Origin of the sequence: Clostridium sp. (genome assembly GCF_047777555.1) — a bacterium.
Taxonomy (GTDB): domain Bacteria; phylum Bacillota; class Clostridia; order Clostridiales; family Clostridiaceae; genus Clostridium_H.
In genome coordinates, this window is record NZ_JBKEEV010000008.1 from 34,939 (window position 1) to 57,410 (window position 22,472).

At 31.6% G+C, this 22,472-nt stretch carries 21 protein-coding genes; 18 read left to right on the forward strand and 3 right to left on the reverse strand.

The features are described 5' to 3' along the window. Positions 1-13: 13 nt before the first annotated feature. Positions 14-907, forward strand: a complete 894-nt coding sequence (locus ACFWTK_RS11345) for a dihydrodipicolinate synthase family protein (protein ID WP_061858951.1) — start codon at positions 14-16, stop codon at positions 905-907. 15 nt (positions 908-922) lie between these two features. Next, positions 923-1,426: a flavin reductase family protein gene (locus ACFWTK_RS11350; protein WP_061858952.1), complete on the forward strand. Its 504-nt coding sequence runs from the start codon at positions 923-925 to the stop codon at positions 1,424-1,426. 70 nt (positions 1,427-1,496) lie between these two features. Here the strand turns inward: ACFWTK_RS11350 and ACFWTK_RS11355 are convergent, their stop codons facing one another. Continuing rightward, positions 1,497-2,441 (reverse strand): nuclease-related domain-containing protein, encoded by a 945-nt coding sequence (locus ACFWTK_RS11355; protein WP_061858953.1) that lies wholly within the window; start codon positions 2,439-2,441, stop codon positions 1,497-1,499. A gap of 252 nt (positions 2,442-2,693) precedes the next feature. After that, a complete protein-coding gene (locus ACFWTK_RS11360) occupies positions 2,694-3,509 on the reverse strand; it encodes a protein-glutamine gamma-glutamyltransferase (RefSeq protein WP_415876097.1) in 816 nt (271 codons plus the stop codon). Between the two features lie 212 nt (positions 3,510-3,721). Here ACFWTK_RS11360 and ACFWTK_RS11365 point away from each other — a divergent pair, with 212 nt between their 5' ends. The 9 genes from ACFWTK_RS11365 (at position 3,722) to ACFWTK_RS11405 (ending at position 15,363) form a co-directional block, all read left to right on the forward strand. Next, positions 3,722-4,978, forward strand: coding sequence for a chloride channel protein (locus ACFWTK_RS11365; RefSeq protein WP_415876098.1), 1,257 nt, complete (start codon positions 3,722-3,724; stop codon positions 4,976-4,978). A gap of 117 nt (positions 4,979-5,095) precedes the next feature. After that, positions 5,096-7,282, forward strand: a complete 2,187-nt coding sequence (locus ACFWTK_RS11370; RefSeq protein WP_415876099.1) for a DNA topoisomerase 3 — start codon at positions 5,096-5,098, stop codon at positions 7,280-7,282. A gap of 114 nt (positions 7,283-7,396) precedes the next feature. Next, a complete protein-coding gene (locus tag ACFWTK_RS11375) occupies positions 7,397-7,549 on the forward strand; it encodes an LDCC motif putative metal-binding protein (protein ID WP_415876100.1) in 153 nt (50 codons plus the stop codon). A 208-nt stretch (positions 7,550-7,757) separates the two neighbouring features. Continuing rightward, entirely contained in the window at positions 7,758-9,158 is a 1,401-nt protein-coding gene (gene uxaC, locus ACFWTK_RS11380; RefSeq protein ID WP_415876101.1) for a glucuronate isomerase, read from the forward strand. A 323-nt stretch (positions 9,159-9,481) separates the two neighbouring features. Continuing rightward, the gene (locus tag ACFWTK_RS11385; protein ID WP_415876102.1) at positions 9,482-10,483 is read left to right on the forward strand and encodes a LacI family DNA-binding transcriptional regulator; all 1,002 of its coding nucleotides are present in this window, start codon (positions 9,482-9,484) and stop codon (positions 10,481-10,483) included. A gap of 180 nt (positions 10,484-10,663) precedes the next feature. Further along, positions 10,664-12,112, forward strand: a complete 1,449-nt coding sequence (locus tag ACFWTK_RS11390; RefSeq protein ID WP_415876103.1) for a tagaturonate reductase — start codon at positions 10,664-10,666, stop codon at positions 12,110-12,112. Between the two features lie 48 nt (positions 12,113-12,160). Continuing rightward, a complete protein-coding gene (locus ACFWTK_RS11395; RefSeq protein WP_415876104.1) occupies positions 12,161-13,648 on the forward strand; it encodes a UxaA family hydrolase in 1,488 nt (495 codons plus the stop codon). A gap of 98 nt (positions 13,649-13,746) precedes the next feature. Continuing rightward, positions 13,747-14,403, forward strand: a complete 657-nt coding sequence (locus ACFWTK_RS11400; protein WP_415876105.1) for a bifunctional 4-hydroxy-2-oxoglutarate aldolase/2-dehydro-3-deoxy-phosphogluconate aldolase — start codon at positions 13,747-13,749, stop codon at positions 14,401-14,403. Between the two features lie 12 nt (positions 14,404-14,415). Beyond that, positions 14,416-15,363 carry a sugar kinase gene (locus ACFWTK_RS11405; protein WP_415876106.1) on the forward strand — a complete coding sequence of 316 codons (948 nt, stop codon included), beginning with the start codon at positions 14,416-14,418 and terminating at the stop codon, positions 15,361-15,363. A 103-nt stretch (positions 15,364-15,466) separates the two neighbouring features. On the opposite strand, the gene ACFWTK_RS11410 is transcribed toward ACFWTK_RS11405, so the two are convergent. Beyond that, a complete protein-coding gene (locus ACFWTK_RS11410; protein WP_415876107.1) occupies positions 15,467-16,669 on the reverse strand; it encodes a DEAD/DEAH box helicase in 1,203 nt (400 codons plus the stop codon). A 194-nt stretch (positions 16,670-16,863) separates the two neighbouring features. Here ACFWTK_RS11410 and ACFWTK_RS11415 point away from each other — a divergent pair, with 194 nt between their 5' ends. The 7 genes from ACFWTK_RS11415 to hydE all read left to right on the forward strand — a co-directional run bounded on the left by ACFWTK_RS11415 (position 16,864) and on the right by hydE (position 22,472). Further along, positions 16,864-18,309: a DEAD/DEAH box helicase gene (locus tag ACFWTK_RS11415; RefSeq protein WP_415876129.1), complete on the forward strand. Its 1,446-nt coding sequence runs from the start codon at positions 16,864-16,866 to the stop codon at positions 18,307-18,309. A 168-nt stretch (positions 18,310-18,477) separates the two neighbouring features. After that, positions 18,478-18,642: a zinc-ribbon domain-containing protein gene (locus ACFWTK_RS11420; protein ID WP_415876108.1), complete on the forward strand. Its 165-nt coding sequence runs from the start codon at positions 18,478-18,480 to the stop codon at positions 18,640-18,642. 287 nt (positions 18,643-18,929) lie between these two features. Next, positions 18,930-19,508: a TerD family protein gene (locus ACFWTK_RS11425; RefSeq protein ID WP_415876109.1), complete on the forward strand. Its 579-nt coding sequence runs from the start codon at positions 18,930-18,932 to the stop codon at positions 19,506-19,508. 138 nt (positions 19,509-19,646) lie between these two features. Further along, a complete protein-coding gene (locus ACFWTK_RS11430; protein WP_278320584.1) occupies positions 19,647-19,775 on the forward strand; it encodes a hypothetical protein in 129 nt (42 codons plus the stop codon). Between the two features lie 11 nt (positions 19,776-19,786). Continuing rightward, positions 19,787-20,809 (forward strand): DUF4236 domain-containing protein, encoded by a 1,023-nt coding sequence (locus tag ACFWTK_RS11435; protein ID WP_415876110.1) that lies wholly within the window; start codon positions 19,787-19,789, stop codon positions 20,807-20,809. Between the two features lie 360 nt (positions 20,810-21,169). After that, positions 21,170-21,421: a TM1266 family iron-only hydrogenase system putative regulator gene (locus tag ACFWTK_RS11440; protein ID WP_415876111.1), complete on the forward strand. Its 252-nt coding sequence runs from the start codon at positions 21,170-21,172 to the stop codon at positions 21,419-21,421. A gap of 4 nt (positions 21,422-21,425) precedes the next feature. Beyond that, on the forward strand, positions 21,426-22,472 hold the full coding sequence (gene hydE, locus ACFWTK_RS11445) for a [FeFe] hydrogenase H-cluster radical SAM maturase HydE (RefSeq protein ID WP_415876112.1): 1,047 nt from the start codon (positions 21,426-21,428) through the stop codon (positions 22,470-22,472).

A 22,472-nucleotide genomic window follows, 5' to 3' on the forward strand; every position in this document is an offset into this window, starting at 1 on the left:
GAGTGTATATATTATGACAGGAAAATGGTTAACCCCTGTGGTTACTGCATTTGATAAGGACGGAAACATTGACAGTGAAGCAAATAAAAATATCTACGATTTTCTAATTAAAGGTGGAGTAGATGGTTTAGTTATAATGGGCAGCACAGGTGAGTTCTTTACAATGACTATGGAACAAAAGAAGGAATTAATTAAGCTTGCAGTGGAGCATGTAAATAAGAGAACAAAGGTTTTTATAGGTACAAGCTGTATGTCTGCTGATGAAACTATTGAACTTTCTAATTATGCCAATGAAGTTGGAGCAGATGCTGTTATGGTTATAAGCCCATATTATTTTGCTCTATCTAACGAGAGTGTTGAACTTTTCTATGATAAAGTAGCAGAAGGAACAAAAGCAGATATTTATCTATACAATTTCCCAGCTAGAACTGGATATGATTTAACACCAGAAGTTACTTTAAATTTAGCAAGAAAGCACAAAAACATCGTTGGTTATAAAGATACAGTTACAGAAATGGGACACACAAGAGCACTTATAGAAACAATGCATAAAGAGTTCCCAGAATTTGAAGTTTATTCAGGATTTGATGAAAATTTTGCACACAATATACTTAGTGGTGGAGCTGGATGCATTGGGGGTCTTTCTAATTTTGCACCAGAAATATGCTCTGCATGGGTAAAGGCTATAAATGAAAAAGATTTTGATAAGGTTGCTGAAATTCAAAAGATTATTAATGAAATGATGGCAATTTACGATATTGGGACACCATTCATTCCTATTGTTAAGAAAGCCATGATGATAAGAGGAATTGAGATGCAGGATTACTGCACTGTCCCATTTATTCAGGCTAATGATGAACAAACAGCTAAGATTAAGACGTTAATGGAAAAATTAAACTTAATCTAAGAAGGTGAAATTATCATGGCCTTAAATTATACAGAAAACCTTGAAAAGGGAATTGAGTTATTGCAAAAAAGAGGAGCCTTTCTCACTGTAAAAGATGAAGATAGATTAAATACTATGACCATAGGTTGGGGAAGTGTAGGTTTTCAATGGAGAATACCTGTTTTCGCTGTACTTGTTAGGAAATCAAGGTATACCCATAATCTCATAGAAAATGCTACAGAATTTACAATAAGCATACCTTTTGAAGAGGAATTAAAGAAAAGTTTAGTATTTTGTGGTACAAAGTCAGGAAGAGATTTTGATAAATTTCAAGAATGTGACTTAAAGACTGAGGGCGGTAAAGAAGTAAGCACTCCGGTGATAGCAAACTGCGGACTTATATATGAATGTAAAATAATATATAAGCAAGATATGGATCCAAGCTTATTAGATGAAGATTTAGATAAGAATTGCTATCCAGATAAAGATTACCATACCATGTATTTTGGTAAAATTGTAGCTTGTTATATGAATAAATAGTTAATGGAAAAGCTCCAGCAAATATTTACTGGGGCTTTTTTATAAGTTGAACTTGAGTTTTTTTATATAATTATATTGCTTTATTATCTTCTTGCATGATTAAATCTTCCTCATTAACGAGGTTGCTATCTTGGTACTGAACTTTAATCGATTTTATATAGTCGTTCCTTTTCTGAAGATTAACCATTCCTCTCATGCAAACTGCAAGAAACATTGTTCCTATGATTAAAAACAGGAAGTTTTCCTTTTCAAATTTAAAGCTATAGAATTCGCTTATGAAATTATCTTTTTCTTTGCTGTGAATTTTATAGGAAAATAATATATTTTTTACTTTAGCTATATCATCTATACTTTGCTCATCTGAATAATTTTCAATAAAATCAATTAAACTATTATGATTAATAACTTTAACTGAGATATCAGTATTTCTTGATGAGTTACACACATCATTTTTGATTGCAATTACGTCAATAATTGGATATTTATAATTAATGATTTTTTCTAATACCTTTTTATAATTTCTACATTGTAAATCAAGGCTACTAACTCTAGTTTCTTCATTCATATTGTCTTTAATACAATTTTCTATAGAATCAACCAATATAGGATTAGATAAGGTTTTAACCTCAATATTAAATATAGCATTAGGGCTAATTACTATGTGATTGAAATGTTGTTCTAAGTTATCTACTTTTAGACTAATATCCTCAATAACTTTAAATTTTTCTTTATCTAAACATTGAAGAGCATATTTAACTTGCTTATCTATTCTTTTATTTGCTGCTCTAATTATTCTATCTTTATAAAAATCCTTAAGTATACTTATAATTTCGCCTGGCGTTTTGCTAGAGACAAAAACAGTTAAGCCTATTAATATAAGAGATACGGGAATAACCATCCACGGAGCATCGGGAGATAGATTACGACTAATAGATAGCCTAATGAGACATAATCCTGATACAATATATAAAAGACCTATAACTCTGTTAAATAGTCTTAAGGCAAAGGATTTCATTTAAACACTTCCTTCTTTATTTTGGTAAGTAACACATAATAATAATATTTTATACCTTTTTATGAAATTATATGTATATAGTTAATTTTACATTAATTTAAACAAAATTGATATCTTATTAAAATGTTACTGGATAGCTTTTTGATGAATTTCCATGTATGGAAGCATATATATAGTGGGAAAAGATAAAGTAATTATCTTACTCCCACTTTTAATTTGATTAAAAAATTTAGTTAGAATTTACAAATCTACTTAGTTTATAGATAAAAAATTAGCTGCAAAAGGATAGTGCCTTAACATTATAAGTCTAGATTCAAATTTAATGTATTGTTTTGCAAGATACTTAAAGTCTAATCTAGTGGCAGTGTCCATTAAGTAAGCGGATTTTGTAGAGCCCTCTTTTCGATTTTTGTTTAGCTCTTTAATTATTTCATCTGCTGTTTTTATACCTATTCCGTGGCCATAATAGGTTCCATTTCCTAGATCTATTGCGTTTTCCCCTTGCCATTCTGGAGTTTTTGGATTTACGTCAGGATTTTTAAAATATCTACAATCACCTGGGAAATAATCTATAACATTTGAATAGGTTGCAATTCCAAGGTCATCATCAAGGTTTTTCCAATTCATTAAGTATATGTGATCGAATAACTTATTAAAGAGATTTCTAGGAAGTATATCTAATAAAGCCTTGTAATATACAATAATTATAGCAGTAGAGCATTCTGTGCCGTACATGGAGCTATTCAAATAGATGTCCTCAATTGCAGTATAAGGCTCTACACCTCTTTTTAGCAAAAATCCTCCTTCAGAGGTTAGAGTCCAGTATTTTGGATTGCATTTAGCTTCCTTAAATACTCTGAATCTAAAATTGCTCTTATATAGATCCCTAGAAGCTTTAACAATACTTAGCCTTAAGTCTAGTTCAAATTTCAGTTCTTTTAGAGAATCAAATCTATACATTTGGTTACTGGAGGTCATGGTGTTTACAATTTTTTCTTCAAGGGGTTTTAAATTATACTCCTTATTTATGTCATCAGTGCTCATAATTTTATTGGAGATTATTAACATTATTATCCTCCTATATTAATTAAAAAACTATACATTAATATACTATGAAATAATTAGTAAGTTGCTAATTTTATTATTAAAAACAATATATAAGCCATTATTATTTTTTGTTATAATTTGACCAAATAGACTGCTAGGGGTATAATCATAATAGCTATAGTAATGATTACTGTTTAAAAAGATATAAAACATATAAGCGTTTGGTGATGATTATGGAATTATATAAGAAAAAGTTTTTATCAACTATAAACTATGTGTCTACATTTTTAAAGTGGATTTTAATAGCCTCAATAATTGGTTTAATTGGAGGAAGTATAGGAAGCTTGTTTCATGTGAGTGTTGAATTTGCTACAGGTTTTAGACAAAAGTACAATTGGCTAATTATGATTTTGCCCTTTGGTGGTATTATAATAGTTTGGCTCTACAAATTATGCAAGATGCCTGTAAACATAGGAACAAATCAGGTTATAGACTCTATACGCTCTGAGGAGAAAGTTCCTTTTGCTATGGCTCCACTTATCTTTGCAAGTACAGTGATAACTCATCTATTAGGTGGATCAGCAGGTAGGGAAGGGGCGGCACTGCAGCTAGGTGGAAGCATAGGTTCTCAAATAGGTAAGATTTTTCGTTTAGATGAAAAGGATATGCACCTGATTACACTTTGTGGAATGAGCAGTGTGTTTTCAGCATTGTTTGGAACACCTTTAACCGCCACATTTTTTGCAATGGAAGTTATTAGCGTAGGGGTAATTTATTATTCAAGCTTTGTACCTTGTCTTACATCTTCTATTGTAGCCTATACCCTTTCTTTATTATTTAATGTTACGCCTGTTCGATATAATTTAAAGGTTATACCTAAAGTATCTCTTCCTATTATAATGAAGATAATAGTAATATCAGTTCTTTGTGCAGGTGTAAGTGTAGTATTATGCATGATTATGCGCAATACTCATGAACTTATGAAAAAGAAATTTAAAAATGAGTTCCTTCGTATTGCCGTAGGAGGGGCGTTAATAATTGTCTTAACTTTTCTTGTTGGTTCCATGGATTATAATGGAGCAGGTATGGATATAATTTCAAGAGCAATAGCTGGAGAAGCAAGGCCTGAAGCTTTTCTTTTAAAAATAATTTTCACAGCTATTACTATTGGCACAGGTTTTAAGGGCGGAGAAATTGTACCAACCTTTTTTATAGGATCGACTTTTGGTTGTGTAGTTGGAGGACTTTTAGGAATTGATCCGGGATTTGGAGCTGCAATTGGTCTAGTTGCACTATTTTGTGGTGTAGTTAATAGTCCAATAGCTTCTGTTATTTTAAGCATTGAACTTTTTGGATCACGTGGAATTATATTATTTGCAATTGCTTGCAGTATTAGTTATATGATGTCTGGATATTACGGACTTTACAGCAGCCAAAAGATAATGTATTCTAAGCTTAAAGCTGAATTCATCAACATTAACGCAAAATAAAAACAAAGTCTATATCCTATTTAAATTAGTGATATACTAATGTAAGTGGGATATAGATTTTATTTTTTGTAAAATAAGAATTAACATAAGATAATGGATGGGAGGAGAACTATACATATGGGAAAATCTCTAGTTCTAGCCGAAAAGCCTTCTGTTGGAAGGGATATAGCTAGAGTTTTAAATTGCAGTAAAAATGGAAATGGATATTTGGAAGGTGAAAAGTATATAGTCACTTGGGCTTTGGGGCATTTAGTTACATTAGCTGATCCTGAAGTATATGATGAGAAATATAAATCATGGAGAATAGAAGACTTGCCAATACTTCCATCAAAGTTGAAGCTTGTTGTAATAAAACAAAGTGGAAAGCAATTTAATATAGTAAAGCAGCAGATGAACAGAAAAGATGTAGATAATATTATTATTGCAACAGATGCTGGTCGTGAGGGGGAGCTTGTTGCAAGGTGGATAATAGAAAAGGCTCATGTGAAAAAGCCTCTTAAACGTCTTTGGATTTCATCAGTTACTGATAAAGCTATTAAAGAAGGATTTAATAAATTAAGAAATGGAAAAGAGTATGAAAATCTTTACCATTCTGCTGTTGCTCGTGCTGAAGCAGATTGGCTTGTAGGAATTAATGCAACCCGTGCATTAACATGCAAATATAATGCTCAACTCTCTTGTGGAAGAGTTCAAACTCCAACTCTTGCTATAATTGCTAAAAGAGAAGAGGAGATAAAAAATTTTAAACCAAAAACCTATTATGGTGTAACTGCTGTAGCAGATAAATTTAAACTAGTATGGCAGGATAGTAAAACCAAAGACATTAAAACCTTTAATAGAGATAAATGCAGCAAAATAATAACTTCTATAAAAGGAAAAAATGCAGAGGTTGTAGAGGTAAAAAAGGTGAATAAAAAGGCCTTTTCGCCAAAGCTTTATGATTTGACGGAGCTTCAAAGGGATGCTAACAAGATATTTAATTATTCAGCAAAAGAAACTCTATCCATAATGCAGAAATTATATGAACATCATAAAGTGCTAACCTATCCAAGAACAGATTCAAGATATTTATCTTCAGACATAGTAGATACTTTAAAAGATAGGGTTAAAGCTTGCGGTGTTGGGCCTTATTCAAGGATAGCATCCAAAGTTTTAAGGACACCTATAAAGGGAAATAAATCTTTTGTAGATAATAGTAAAGTGTCAGATCACCATGCTATTATACCAACAGAGCAGAAAGTTTCTTTAAATTCATTAAATGATAAGGAAAGAAAGATATATGATTTAGTAGTTAAACGCTTCTTAGCAGTATTATATCCTCCTTTTGAGTATATACAAACCAGCATTTTAGCTAAAATAGGAGAAGAGAATTTTATTGCAAAGGGGAAAATCGTAACTTCTTTAGGATGGAAGGAAGTTTATGAAAATAACTTTGAAGATGAGTATGAGGATGATATTAAAGAGCAGATGCTGCCTGATATAAATAAAGGAGATATTCTAAAGATAAATGATATAATTGAAACAAAAGGGGAAACTAAGCCTCCAGCTCCTTTCAATGAAGCTGCACTTTTATCAGCTATGGAAAATCCAGCAAAGTATATGCAGATTGAAAGTGAAGCTTCAAGAAGAACTCTTGGAGAAACAGGAGGGCTTGGAACTGTAGCTACAAGGGCAGATATTATAGAAAAGCTATTTAATACATTTTTGATAGAAAAGAATGGCAAGAATATATTAATAACTTCAAAAGGAAAGCAGCTACTAGACTTAGTACCGGAAGATTTAAAATCACCAGAGCTAACTGCGGAATGGGAACAAAAGCTGAATGCTATATCAAAGGGTAAACTTGATAAAGAAAAGTTTATTGAGAATATGAGAGAATATGCAAAAAGTACGGTTATAGAAATAAAGCAAAGTGAGGAAAAGTTTAGACATGATAACCTTACAAGAACAAAATGCCCACAGTGCGGAAAGTATATGCTTGAGGTAAAGGGCAAGAAGGGAAAGATGCTCATATGTCAAGACAGGGAATGTGGTTATAGGAAGGGAGTTTCTAAAATAACCAATGCAAGGTGTCCTGAATGTCATAAGAGACTAGAGCTTCGTGGAGAAGGTGAAGGTCAAATCTTTGTATGCAGCTGCGGATATAGGGAAAAACTTTCTGCCTTTAACGAAAGAAAGAAGAATGAGAGCAATAAAGTATCAAAGAGAGAGGTTCAGAAATATTTAAAACAGCAGGAAAAGGAGAATGATGAACCATTTAATTCCGCACTTGCAGAGGCTTTGGCTAAGTTGAATTTAAAATAAATTGCTTAAGGCCATACTAGAGAATTAAGATATTATAATAGATCTTCATAAAATCTTCATAAGGATTTACTATAATATATTCAAGGTCTTACTTTTATTAGGAGGCAATGTATAATGAAAAACTTTATAAAAAATTATTTTAAAAAGAGCATAGAAAAAATGGCAAAAGAAAATGAAAAGGCTTTTGGAAGCACCAGCAAGCTGGATTGCTGCGGATTAAATAAGCCTAATGCTGGTACTAAGGGTGCTAATGTTAAAAATAAATAGATAATAGCTTTGGAGATTACTATAGGAAAAGGTTTCTATAGTAATTTTTACTTTTTGCCCTAATACTAGTGAAGTACGTTAAAGAATAAAAATGTTCACGTTAACATTTTTTTATTGTCTTTTTGAGAATAATTTATTATAATAAGGATATGGTTTATGTTAACGTGAACAATAACTTAAATTAAATTGAAGGTAGGGTGTTAATATAATGAAAAAGTTTATGGATGAAAATTTTCTACTATCTAATGATACAGCAATAAACTTATATCATAACTATGCTAAAGATATGCCGATAATCGACTATCATTGTCATCTTAATCCAAAAGAAATATTTGAAAATAAAAAGTTTAAAAATATAACTGAAGTTTGGTTGTATGGAGATCACTACAAATGGAGAGCTATGAGAAGTAATGGTATAGATGAAAAATACATTACTGGGGATTCCAGTGACTATGATAAATTTTTAGCATGGGCAAAGACAATGCCAATGACTATAGGAAATCCTTTATACCACTGGACTCACTTAGAACTTCAAAGATTTTTCGGAATATATGAAACTTTAAGTGAAAAGACTGCTCCTGCTATTTGGGAAAAGACAAATAAAATTCTTAATGAAGAAGGATTTGGAGCAAGAGATTTAATCAAAAAATCAAATGTTAAAGCTCTATGCACAACAGATGATCCTGTAGATTCTTTAGAATACCATATAAAGCTTAAAGAAGATAAAGACTTTGATGTAAAGGTTTTGCCAGCTTTTAGACCTGATAAAGGAATTAATATTGAAAAAGAAACTTTCCTTCCATGGGTGGAAAAACTTGCAGAAGTATCTGAAAAGAAAATTACTAACTATGATGAATTCTTGGAAGCTTTAAAATCAAGAGTAGCATTCTTCCATGAAGTTGGATGTAGAATATCAGACCATGGTTTAGACAGCGTAGTATATATTGAAGCTTCAAAAGAAGAAGTTAATGAAATATTTGTAAAAGCTCTAAAGGGAGAGACTATAAGCAAAGAAGAAGAAGCTAAATACAAAACATATACTTTACAATTCTTGGGAAAACTATATTCAGAGCTAGGATGGGCAATGCAGCTTCATATTGCAGCTATGAGAAATAATAATACAAAAATGTTTAGAAAATTAGGACCAGACACTGGATTTGATTCAATTAATGATGAACAAATAGCTTATGCTGTTTCTAGACTTTTAGATTCATTAGAAGTAGAAGATAAACTTCCAAAGACTATTTTATATACATTAAATCCAAAAGATAACTATGTTCTTGGTACTATGCTTGGAAATTTCCAAGGACCTGAAGCTCCAGGAAAGATACAATTTGGATCTGCTTGGTGGTTTAACGATAACAAAGAAGGTATGATAGAGCAGATGACAACATTAGCTAATCTTGGACTATTAAGCCGTTTTGTAGGAATGTTAACTGATTCTAGAAGCTTCTTATCTTATACAAGACATGAATACTTTAGAAGAATACTTTGTAATCTAATAGGACAATGGGTTGAAAATGGAGAGTTCCCAGCTGATATGGAGATATTAGGATCTATTGTTCAAGGAATATGTTATAACAACGCAAAAGATTATTTTAATCTATAGCAGCAGTAGTTATTGGATTATTACTAATTGCTGTGTATTAAATTATAATGCTACTTATAAAATGCAAGTATTTATATTTAGTAAATATAGGTACTTGCATTTTGTTTATAAGAATATATAAAGAGAGCTTGGGAGAAAATAGCTATAAATGTACAGCTATTAAAGGATAATAATATGGATATATATAGTTAAAAAGTCATTTATCAATAAAAGATACAAATGATTATGGTTAACGTGAACAAAATGTGATATTATTTAGGTGAGAATATTATAGTTAATATTTATCAAATAAAATTAAGAAGAAGGGTGTTAAATAATATAATATGGGTGTAACAATAAAAGATATAGCAAAATTAGCAAATGTATCACATACTACTGTTTCTAGGGCGCTTAATAACAGTCCGCTAATAAATGAAGAAACAAAAAATAGAATAAAAGCTATAGCTGAGCAGCTTAACTATGTTCCAAACTATAGTGCTAAAAGTTTAGTTTTGCGTAAATCCTACACTATAGGGTTGTTTTTTTCAAGCATAAGTGAAGGAACAACTCCAGTATTTTTCTATGAAATTGTAAGCGGCGTAAATAGCGTTATAGAAGAAAATTATAATTTGGTGGTCAGAGGAATTGATGATTATAAGGATCTTACACTTATTAATAATGAGAGATTTGATGGTATTGTATTAATGAGTCAAAGTGACAACGATAATGAATTCATCTACCATGTATGGCAAAAAAAGATACCATTAGTTGTTTTAAATAGAGAAATAGAAGGAAATTCTTTAATTAACATATTATCAGATGATACTGAGGGAGCTTATAAAGCGGTACGTTATATTATAGAAAATGGTCATAGAGATATAGCTATAATAGAAGGTGAAGAAAAGTTTAAGTCAGCTAAGATAAGAAAGGATGGATTTTTAAAAGCTCTTATTGATAATAAAATACCAGTTCAAAGTGAATATATGGTTAGAGGAAATTATGACATGAAAAGCGGATATGATGCCATGAAAAAGCTTTTAAGTCTACCTAAAGTTCCAACTGCTGTATTTTGTTCAAATGATGATATGGCAATAGGAGCCATTAAAGCTGCCTTTGAAAAAGGGCTTTCTATTCCAAAGGATATTTCAATTGTAGGTTTTGATGATATGGAGTTTTCTGAGTACACTACCCCAGCACTGACTACAGTAAAGAGACCTATGAAGGAAATAAGTATAATTGGAGCTAAAAAAGTAATTGACTTAATAGATAAGAAAGATTATATAGGTGAAAAAGTTTATATAAAAACAGAACTTATTATAAGGGATTCTGTAGCCAAACTAGAGTAATAAGTCTCAAAAGAATAGGAATTTAATCCTATTCTTCTTTTAATAAGTAGAGACTAAAATTTTGAGAAATGCATTGTTAACGTGTGCAATAAATGATATAATAACTACATAAAAGAAAAAATAATTAAAAAATTTTTCAATAATTTTGCACACGTTAACAAAAAATGGAGGAATGGCAAGATGGAATTAAACAAAGAAACATTTAAAGAATATAAACAATATCCAGAAAAGATTTTACAGTTTGGAGAAGGGAATTTCTTAAGAGCTTTTGTTGATTGGCAGATAGATAAGATGAATAAGGAAGCAGATTTTAATGGCAGCGTAGTAGTTGTACAGCCTATAGAATTTGGTTTAGTAGATAAGTTAAATAAACAAGATGGATTATATACACTTTACTTACAAGGAATAAAGGACGGCAAAGCTATTAGAGAGCATTCAGTCATAAATAGCATAAGTAGAGGAATAAATCCATATACGCAGTATGATGAATATCTTAAAGTTGCTGAAAATCCTGAATTAAGATTTATAATATCAAACACAACAGAAGCAGGAATAACTTTTGATGAAACTGATAAGCTAGAGGATAAGCCACAAAAGAGCTTCCCAGGAAAGTTAACTGCATTTTTATACAATAGATTTAAGGCATTTGGTGGAAGTAAGGAAAGTGGATTAATAATAATTCCATGTGAACTTATAGATAGAAATGGTGAAAAGCTTAAAAATATAATCATTAAATATGCTGAGTTTTGGAACTTAGAAGAAGAGTTTGTTACTTGGTTAAACAGTGCAAATACATTTTGCTGCAGTTTAGTAGATAGAATAGTGCCAGGATATCCAAAAGATAGAATAGATGAAATAACTAAAGAGTTAGGTTATGAAGATAACCTTGTAGATGTTGGAGAGCAATTCCATCTATGGGTAATTGAAGGACCAGAGTGGATAAAAAATGAATTCCCAGTAGAGAAAGCTGGACTTAATGTTAAGTTTGTTGATAATATGGCTCCTTATAGAACTAGAAAGGTTAGAATTTTAAATGGAGCACACACTGCTCTAGTGCCAGTATCTTATCTTTACGGATTAGAAACTGTAGGAGAATCTGTAGATCATGAGGTTATTGGAAAATTCGTAAGGGAAGTTATGTATGATGAAATAATTCCTACACTAGATCTTCCAGAAGATGAATTAAAATATTTTGCTGGTGCAGTACTTGAAAGATTCCAAAATCCCTTTGTTAAGCACTACCTAATGAGTATAGCATTAAACTCAATGTCAAAATTTGAAACTAGAGATTTACCTTCATTATTAGAATATGTAAATAGAAAAGGTGAACTTCCTAAGAAGTTAGTGTTCTCATTAGCTGCATTAATAGAATTCTATAAGGGTAAAAGAGGAGAAGAAGATATTAAGTTAGCAGATGATGATGATATTCTAGAATTATATAAAACTACATGGGGAAGCTGTGATGGTACAGAAGAAGGCTTAAGAAAGGTAGTTACTACAGTATTAGGTTATGAAAAGAATTGGAAGATAAACCTAAATGAGATTGAAGGCTTAACAGATGCAGTTGCTAATTATCTTATAAAGATTGAGAAACTTGGAATTAAAGAAGCATTAAAAGAAGTCATGTAGGAAGATGTATTAGAAGGTATTACTAGTATAAAAACAGGAGGTATCTCCATGAAAAGATTTATAAAGGTAAATGAAAAGGATAATTTAGTTGTAGCACTTGTAAACTTAAACAAAGGTGAAGTTATTGACATAGATGGAAAAAACATTGAGTTGAGAGAAGATGTTAATAGAGGACATAAAATTGCTATAGAGGAAATTAAGGTCGGTGAAAACATAGTTAAGTATGGGTTTCCTATAGGACATGCTACTCAAAATATTGTTGAAGGACAATGGATTCATACCCATAATACAAAAACCAATTTAGATGGCATAAAAGATTATGTTTTTAATCAAAAATTAATAGAAAATACATTTACAAATAACAACCTAACATTTAAAGGCTATAGAAGAGAAGACGGAAGGGTAGGTATAAGAAATGAACTTTGGATAGTACCTACAGTTGGATGTGTAAATGGTATGGCTGATAAAATGATTGAAAGGCTTAAGGAGGAATTAGGAGAGTTAAAAATAGATAACATTCTAGTGCTTAAGCATAATTATGGCTGTTCACAACTTGGGGATGATCATTTAGCTACAAGAACAATATTAGGTGACGTGGTAAAACATCCTAATGCAGGCGGCGTTTTGGTATTAGGACTTGGCTGTGAAAATAACAATATGTATGAATTCAAGGAATCTCTAGGTGAATTTAATGAAAAGAGAATAAAGTTCTTAGTAAGCCAAGAGGTTTCAGATGAGGTAGAAGAAGGAGTCAAATTACTAAAAGAGATTTATGAAAACATGAAAAATGATAAAAGAGAGGATGTACCATTATCTGAACTTAAGATAGGTTTGAAGTGTGGAGGTTCTGATGGGCTATCTGGAATTACTGCTAATCCATTAGTAGGTAAATTCTCAGATTTCTTAGTAGCACAAGGAGGAACAACAGTACTTACAGAGGTGCCTGAGATGTTTGGGGCAGAAACATTATTAATGGACAGGGCCCAAAATAGAGATGTGTTTGAGAAAACTGTTCATTTAATCAACGATTTTAAAGAATATTTTATGAAGTATGATCAACCAGTGTATGAAAATCCATCACCAGGAAACAAGGCAGGTGGCATAACAACTCTTGAAGATAAGTCTTTAGGATGTACACAAAAATCAGGCACATCTACTGTAGTAGACGTACTTAAATATGGTGAAAGACTTAAGAAAAAAGGATTAAATCTTTTAAATGCTCCAGGAAATGACTTAGTAGCAGCATCTGCTTTAGCAGCATCAGGCTGTCAAATGGTCTTATTTACTACTGGAAGAGGAACACCTTTTGGAAGCTTTGTTCCTACAATAAAAATATCAACAAATACCCAATTATATAAGTTAAAACCTCATTGGATTGATTTCAATGCAGGAACTTTAGTTGAAGATGAGTCATTTGAGACTTTATTAGAAAAATTTATTAACTATGTAATTGGAGTAGCTAGTGGAGAGTTATCAAATAACGAGAAGAATGATTTTAGAGAATTAGCTATATTTAAAAATGGTGTAACACTTTAAAGGCAGATATGATGAATATCTATCTGCTTATATATGTAATGTAATGTGAAACTTCTGTGGAAGTAAATTTATTTTAGGAGATTAGAAGGAGATAAATTATGAAGAGAATTGAAACTATACAAAAAATAGTGGAAGCGGGCGTTATAGCAGTAATAAGAGCAGAATCAAAAGAGGAAGGAATAAAGATTATAGAGGCAGTAAAAAAGGGTGGAATAAAAGCTTTAGAAATAACAATGACTGTACCTGGTGCAATAGATATTATAAAAGAAATATCAGATATATATAAAGATGAAGACTTAATTATAGGGGCAGGAACAGTACTAGATCCAGAAACAGCAAGAGCTTGTATACTTGCAGGAGCAAAATATATAGTAAGCCCTTATCTTGATGTAGAAACTGTTAAGCTATGTAATAGATATAGAGTTGCTATAATGCCAGGAATAATGACTGTAAAAGAAGCAGTTGAAGCTCTTGAGTATGGTGCTGAAATACTAAAGGTATTCCCGGGAAATGCTTACGGACCTTCAATTATAAGTTCCTTTAAAGGTCCTATACCACAAGGAAATTTCATGCCAACTGGTGGGGTTAACTTAAATAACGTAAAAGATTGGATAAAAGCAGGAGCTGTAGCAGTTGGTACAGGTTCAGATTTAACTAAGGGTGCAAAGACTGGAAATTATGAGTTAGTCACTGAAACAGCAGCTAAGTTTGTTGAAGAAGTAAGAAAAGCAAGAGAAAATAAAATTTTAGGGTAGGTGTAAGTACAAATGGAAGTGTTAACTTTTGGAGAATCTATGGTGATCTTTAACCCGGAGTCAAATGGGCCTTTAAGGTTTGTTCATAGTTTTAATAAGTCTGTAGGTGGGGCGGATTCTAATGTAGCTGTAGCACTTTCAAGACTTGGGCATAATGTTGGATGGTTTTCAAAATTAGGTAATGATGAATTTGGAAGGTTTATTCAAAACACTATCAGAGGTGAAGGAGTAGATGTTTCAAGAGTAAGATTTACCGATGAAGCAAATACAGGACTTCTTTTTAAAGAGAGATTTAGTACTGAGAATCCTAATGTGTACTATTATAGAAAGAATTCGGCAGCAAGTAAGTTATCTGTAGAGGATTTGGATTTAGAATATATAAAACAAGCTAAAATAATTCATATTACAGGTATAACTCCAGCTTTATCTGAAAGTACAAGAGATGTAGTGTTTAAGGTATTAAATATAGCAAAAGAAAATAGTATTACTGTTTCCTTTGACCCTAATATTAGATTAAAATTATGGACATTAGAGGAAGCAAGACCTGTGCTTTTAGAGATAGCGAAGATGTCAGATATAATTTTTCCTGGAGAATCAGAAGGAGAAATGCTTCTAGGCACTAGTGATGAGAAAGAAATAGCAAGTAAGTTCATAGAGATGGGATGCAAGATAGTTGCTGTTAAACTTGGAGCTAAAGGATGTTATGTAGCAGATAAAAATGAACAATCCTATGTAGCAGGATATAAGATTGAAAGAACTGTAGATACTGTTGGAGCAGGAGATGGCTTTGCTGCAGGATTCCTATCAGGGATATTAAGAGGTTTAAGTTTAAATGAATGCGGTAAGTACGGAAATGGAGTAGGAGCTATGGCTACTCTTGTACAAGGAGATATGGAGGGATTTCCTTATAGCGAACAGCTTATGGCATTTATGGGCAATAAGAAAGTTATAGACAGATAATGAAGTAAAACTTAAATAGTGACGTAATTAGATTTGATTTTATACAAATCTAATTACGCTTTAAGAAGTCTGCATTTAAATAATCAGGCTTCTTTTTAATATTCTATTTTTTACCCTTTAAATTTGTTTTTCTTACTGTTTTTTTATTAGAAATGTTATTTTTTCTAACAACATGATCTACAATTTTACCGTTATATACGTATTTTTCTTCTATTTTTATATTAAATATCTTTTTATACTTATTAATCAGTGGAAGTTCTTTCTCTGTAACTATTGAAATTGCTGTCCCTTCTTTTCCTGCTCTTCCAGTTCTTCCAACCCTGTGGAGATACTCTTTTGGATCTTCAGGCAAGTCTAAGTTGAAAATATGAGTAACATCTTTTATATCAAGCCCTCTAGCGGCTAAATCTGAAGCTACTAAAAGCTGAACTTTTCCACTTTTAAATCCTTCTAAAGCCTTTTGGCGTTCTTCTTTTACTGCAGAACCATAAATGCCGTCAGCTTTAAGCTTATGGTATTTAAGCTTTGAAGTAATCATATCAATTTCTTCGCTTTTATTTATAAATACAATAGCTTTCTTTGGATTTACTGCATTTACTAATTTTCTTAAAGTTTCAATTTTACCTCTTTGCTCTGATAAAATGTACATGTGAGCTATGTTTGGATTAACTGTTTCCTTATTTTCAATTTTTATTATCTCAGGATTTTTCATTAGATTTTTTGCTGCGGCTAAAGTTTTTTCATTTATAGTAGCTGAAAAGAGCATAAGCTGTCTATCTTTCATAGTTGTTTTGATAACATCTTTTACAGTACCTAAATTTTTATCATCGAGAAGTTTATCTCCTTCATCTATAACTATGGTTTTAATGGTATGAGCACTTATTTTTCTATCCTTTATAAGCTTTAATATTCTTCCACTAGAACCTACAATAATATGGGGCTTTTCTTTAAGCTTTTCTATTTGTCTCTTTATATTAGCTTCTCCAATTATAGGAGTAGAAGTTACAGGAACACCAGAGTTTAGTGATAGAGATTGAACTTGTCTATGTATTTGAACTGCAAGTTCGTGAGTTGGAGCTAATATTATGGCCTGCATCTCACGTTTAGAAGCATCTATCTTTTGGAATATAGGAAGTAGGTAGGCTAATGTCTTTCCGCTTCCTGTTTCAGATTGGCCTATTATATCCTTGTTTTCTAGTGATAAGGGTATTGCCTTTTCTTGTATAGATGTAGGATTTTCTATTCCTTCCTTTTTTAATCCTTCTATTAAATTTGAGTTTAATCCTAATTCATGAAATGATGTCATATGTAATGTCTCCTTTTTATTTATATCTGCTTAATTTTATACTTAGTATATATTTTTGTCAAACCAGTTCTTTGTATTCCTATGAAAAGTCTGTTAATATATAAAAAGCTAAGTTGATGGCTTTTGATGAAAAGTTATATAAGAATTGGGATAAAATAATTATGATTAAACTAAAAGATATGAGGTTAGTGATTATGGAGACAAAAGAGTTTAAAAAATTTAAATTAAGCAAAGAAATATTAGAAGCATTAGAGGTATTAGGATATAGTAAACCTTCAGAAGTGCAAGAAGAAGTATTACCTCTTGTTCTTAATAATGAGGATATTATAGTAAAATCAGAAACAGGGAGCGGTAAAACAGCAGCTTTTGGAATTCCACTTTGTGAAAACATAGAAATAGAAGAGAGAAGTCCGCAAGCTTTAATTTTGACTCCTACTAGAGAATTAGCACTGCAAATCAAGGAAGAAATTTCGAATATAGGCAGGCTAAAGAGGATTAGAGTTTCAGCCATCTTTGGTAAACAACCAATGGATATGCAGGTAAGAGAGTTAAAACAAAGGGTTCATGTAGTTGTTGGAACACCGGGTAGAACCTTTGATCATATAGAAAAAGGCAGCTTAGATATAAGTAAAATAAAGTACCTTGTCATAGACGAAGCGGATAAAATGCTGAATATGGGATTTATTGATCAGGTTGAGGTTATAGTAAAAAAGCTTCCAACTAATAGAGTGACTATGCTGTTTTCTGCAACTATAGATGATAAGATTAAAGAGCTTTGTGAAAAACATATGACTAATCCCAAAATGATAGAGATAAATTCCAAAAGCAATGCATCAGAAAGAATAGAACAAGTTTACTATGAAGTAGATGAAAGCGAAAAATTTAAGATTTTAAACAATATAATTTATACTGAAAGACCAGAAAGCTGTATTATATTTTGTGGAACTAAAGAAGTTGTGGATGATGTAGAATACAGAATGAGGAAGAAAGGATACTCTTGCCATAAGCTTCACGGCGGCATGGAACAAAAGGATAGATTAGATATTATGCAGAGATTCAAAAGAGGAGAATTTAAATTTTTAGTTGCTACAGATTTAGCAGCTAGGGGAATTCATATAGAAGGCATAACTCACATTATAAATTATGATACTCCAGTAGAGGCAGATAGTTATGTTCATAGGATTGGAAGAACAGGGCGTGCTGGTGCTAAAGGTAAGGCATTAACCTTTGTATTACCTAAAGAGAAAAAGTTATTAGAGAGTATTGAAGAATATGTAGGTTATAAAATAGCTAAAGGACAGCTTCCAAATGAAAAAGAAGTGGAAGAAGGAAGAAAAATTTTTAAAGAGGAAGGCAACAATAAGCCTAAGATAAAAAATGATAGGAGTGCTAAGCTTAATAAAGATATTACAAAACTTCATATAAATGCAGGCAAGAAAAAGAAAATACGTCCTGGAGATATTGTAGGAGCAATTACAAGCATTGAAGGAGTTTCAGCAGAGGATATAGGAATCATAGATGTCCAACCTAATTTTACCTATGTAGATATATTAAATAAAAAGGGTGGGAGAGTTTTAAGAGAACTTCAAAACACAAATATTAAAGGAAAAAAAGTTAAGGTTGAAAGAGCTGAAAAATAATGTTTACTATGCTATTGAATATTGATTGTAAGTATGTTAAACTTAATGAGTATTGGAGTTCTAGCAATAACAATACAAGATTTAATATGATTAATACCATTTCCCTTTTTAGGAATGTAATGGAGAGTCACTTTTAAATCTTAATTTCTAAAAAGGAGGAATGTTGAAATGGCAGATAAGACTATAGTATGTAAAGATTGTGGAAAAGAATTTTTATTCACTGAAGGCGAGCAAGCTTTCTACAAAGAAAAAGGATTTGAAAATGAGCCTCAAAGATGTCCAGATTGCAGAAGAGCAAGAAAGCAACAAAACAACAGAGGTTTCAGAAGATAGCAATGTATAATCCCTGTGAGATTTAATTCTCATAGGGGTTTTGTTTTTTACATAAAAGTAAAAGATGTATGGAAAAATAAATTGTATCATATGCTTTTTGACAAATACGGATAATATTTTCCATATTCAAAGCTGTATTATATCTTCTTATATAAATACAGCTCCTACTTATATAGCTCCTGCTTATGCGATAATTATAATGATATTATTTAAAAATTAGAAGGAAATGAAGTGCTATTTGTAGAATTTTTTAAATATAAAGATTGTAGAAGGGAGAACTATTACATATGGGTATAGTATTGAAAAAAGGACAAAAAATCGATTTAACAAAAGGAAATCCAAGTTTAACAAAGATTACTGTAGGATTAGGATGGGATACAAACGCATATGATGGAGGATATGACTTTGACTTAGATGCCAGCGTATTTATGGTTGGTAAATCTGGAAGAGTAGAGAATGATGAAGATTTCATATTCTATAATAATCTAAGACATCCATCAGGTTCAGTTGAACACACAGGGGATAATAGAACTGGTGAAGGTGATGGAGACGATGAAGCTATAAAGGTAGATCTAAAAAAGATTCCTGACTATATAGACAAAATAGCCTTTACAGTAACTATTTACGATGCTAAGGCGAGAAATCAAAATTTTGGACAGGTTTCTAATTCATATGTAAGAGTTGTTGACGAGAACAACGGAAGCGAAGTATTGAGATATGACTTAGGAGAAGACTTTAGCATAGAAACAGCTATAGTTGTTTGTGAAATATATAGATACAATGGGGAATGGAAATTTAATGCTATTGGATCAGGTTTTGAAGGTGGACTAGAAGCACTATGCAAAAATTATGGATTAAATGTATAATTAGGTCTAATATAGAAAAGCAGTACAGTGCATATATATGAAATTTAAAGCTGAGTATGTTTAGCAGATAAAATAATAGATTTCTCTCTCATTTAATTCAAGACGGGGAGAAATCTATTTGTTATATAAGGATTTAAATTGGGAGAGCGAAGTACATATTTTTTTGACTTGCCTAAAAAAGAAGTTATATATGCTAGACATAATGGAATAATAGGAATAGATACTAATCCATATGGTTTTGCTTTAATATATACTAAAAAGAAATAGGAGGTGTCGGTATGGGATTTAGATTTTATAAAAGAATAAAAATAATGCCTGGAGTATCATTAAACTTAAGCAAATCTGGTCCGTCACTATCTATAGGCCCTAAGGGTATGAAGCATACTATAGGACGAAAGGGAACAAGGACTACATTTAGCATACCAGGAACTGGAATTTATTATACTACTTCAAGGTCAAGAACTCGTAAGAAAAATACCAGCACTAATAATAGCCATAGACAGTCCATTCCAAATACTCAAAGTGGGTTCTTCTCTCAACTGTTTATGTCCGCAGAAGAGAAAAAATTCAACAGTGGATTAACTGCTTTTATTCAGGGAGACAACTTTACTGCGAAGAAAAACTTTTTAGATTCAAATAGTACCGATGGCTATTTTATGGCTGGATTTATTTCTTTAGGAGAGAAGAAATACTCTGAAGCAGAAGGATATTTTGATAAGTGCAGAGGAGCCATAAGCAGTCTGGGTAAAATTGCTAATAAGGTAAATGATAAGCTTGAGATACTTCTTGAGGTGACAGATTATATAGAGGCTCCTATAAGATTGGATAAAAGAGGACTTGCTCTATGCTGTGTAGAAGCCTATCAAAATCAGGGAAAGTATGAGAAGGCTCTAAAGATTTTAGAGGAAATTTGGAATGACAATCCTAGTGACAAGATAGTGTGCCTTTCTTTAATAGATCTAGTAGCAGTTGCAGATGAAGCCACTGCACAAATACTAAAGGAGATTGTAGAGATTACAAAGGATGTAGAAAATGACACACCTATAGATACTAATATACTTTATCTAAGAAGCTATGCCTTATATAGATTAGATTTAGTAACAGCAGCTGTAGAGGAACTATCAAAGCTTATTAGAAAGAAAAAAGATAGACCAGAAGAGCTGATATTGGATATTAGATATTTAAGAGGTCAAATGTATGAGGAGCTTGGCGAGAAAGCAAAAGCAAAAAAAGACTATGAATTCATATTTGCACAAGAACCAGAATACCAAGACATTCAAGAAAAGCTTGGCCTTTTTTAAATGGAGCTGATTATTGGTTATTGATTATTGATTACTAAAAAGATGGGGGAAAAACAGATGGCAATAGAATTAAAAAAGGTGGAGAAAAATAAGTTAAAATTTTAACAAATTTGTTGACAAGCATATCTTAAAGAGAATACAATATACTTAATAGAGTTCAAACATTTAGAGAGCAATCTTTAAGTGTTTGTTCATGAATTAATCCATACCTAACAGAAAAGAGCACTCTAATCTGAAAGGAAGAAAATTTGTAGACAAGTTGTAACTTTGGAGGTTCCAAGGTTTTACTTATCATGTGAATTAAACTTTCCTTTCGAGGAAAGTTTTTTTATTCTTACTTAAAAGAAGGGAGTACTTTTAATGAAAAAAATTGCTGTTATAAGCGCTATTTTAGAAGAACCTAAGCAATGCCAAAAAGAATTTAACGAAATAGTATCTTCTTTTAAAGGAATTATCAAAGGAAGAATGGGAATTCCATTTCAAGAACAAGGTATGGCAGTAATATGCATTACTGTAGTTGGAGAATTAAATGAAATAAACAGTCTTACTGGAAAGTTAGGCAATATTCCTAATGTAACAGTTAAAACTTCAATATCAAAGAAAGAGCTGTAAACCTATGAAAAAACTAATTGATAAGCTATATAAACAAAACAATTTAAATAGAGAAGAGCTTTTGAATTTACTAGAAAGCATGAATAAAGAAGATGTGGATTATTTAATAAGTAAATCCCATGAAACCAGAATGAAGCATTATGGAAATAAAGTATATCCGAGAGGGCTTATTGAGTTTACTAACTATTGTAAAAATAATTGTGTTTATTGCGGCATTAGAGGACTAAATAAAAATGCAGATAGGTATAGATTATCTTTAGAAGAAATTTTAAGTGCTTGTGAAGAAGGAAATAGATTAGGATATAAAACTTTCGTTCTTCAAGGTGGAGAGGATACTTTTTTTACAGATGACAAGATTGTAGAGATAATAAAAGAAATAAAAAATAGGTTTCCAGATACTGCTGTAACTCTTTCAATAGGAGAAAAATCCTATGAATCCTATAAAAGATATTATGATGCTGGAGCAGATAGGTATCTTTTAAGACATGAAACAGCTACAAAAGAGCTTTATGAAAAACTTCATCCTGGTATGAGCTTTGAAAATAGAAGAAGGTGTTTGAGAGACTTAAAAGACATTGGATACCAAGTAGGAGCTGGATTTATGGTTGGACTTCCCGGACAAAGTAATGAGGATTATGTAAATGACCTTTTGTTTTTAAAGAAACTAGAACCAGAAATGGTGGGAATAGGACCATTTATACCACAAAAGGATACTCCTCTTGCTAATGAAAGCAGGGGAACAGTAGAAACAACTGTAATAATGCTGGCTATAGTAAGATTACTTTTACCTGAGGTTCTTTTGCCTGCTACAACTGCTCTTGGAACCATAGACCCTTTAGGAAGAGAAAAGGGATTAAAGGCTGGGGCAAATGTGGTAATGCCAAATCTATCTCCTACAGAGGTTAGAAAAAAATATGCCTTATATGACGGCAAAATATGTACAGGAGATGAAGCTGCTGAGTGCAGGATGTGCATAGAAGGAAGAATAAAGAGAGCAGGATTTGCTCTTGAAATGTCTCGAGGAGACAATAAATTATGGAGGAGAAGATAA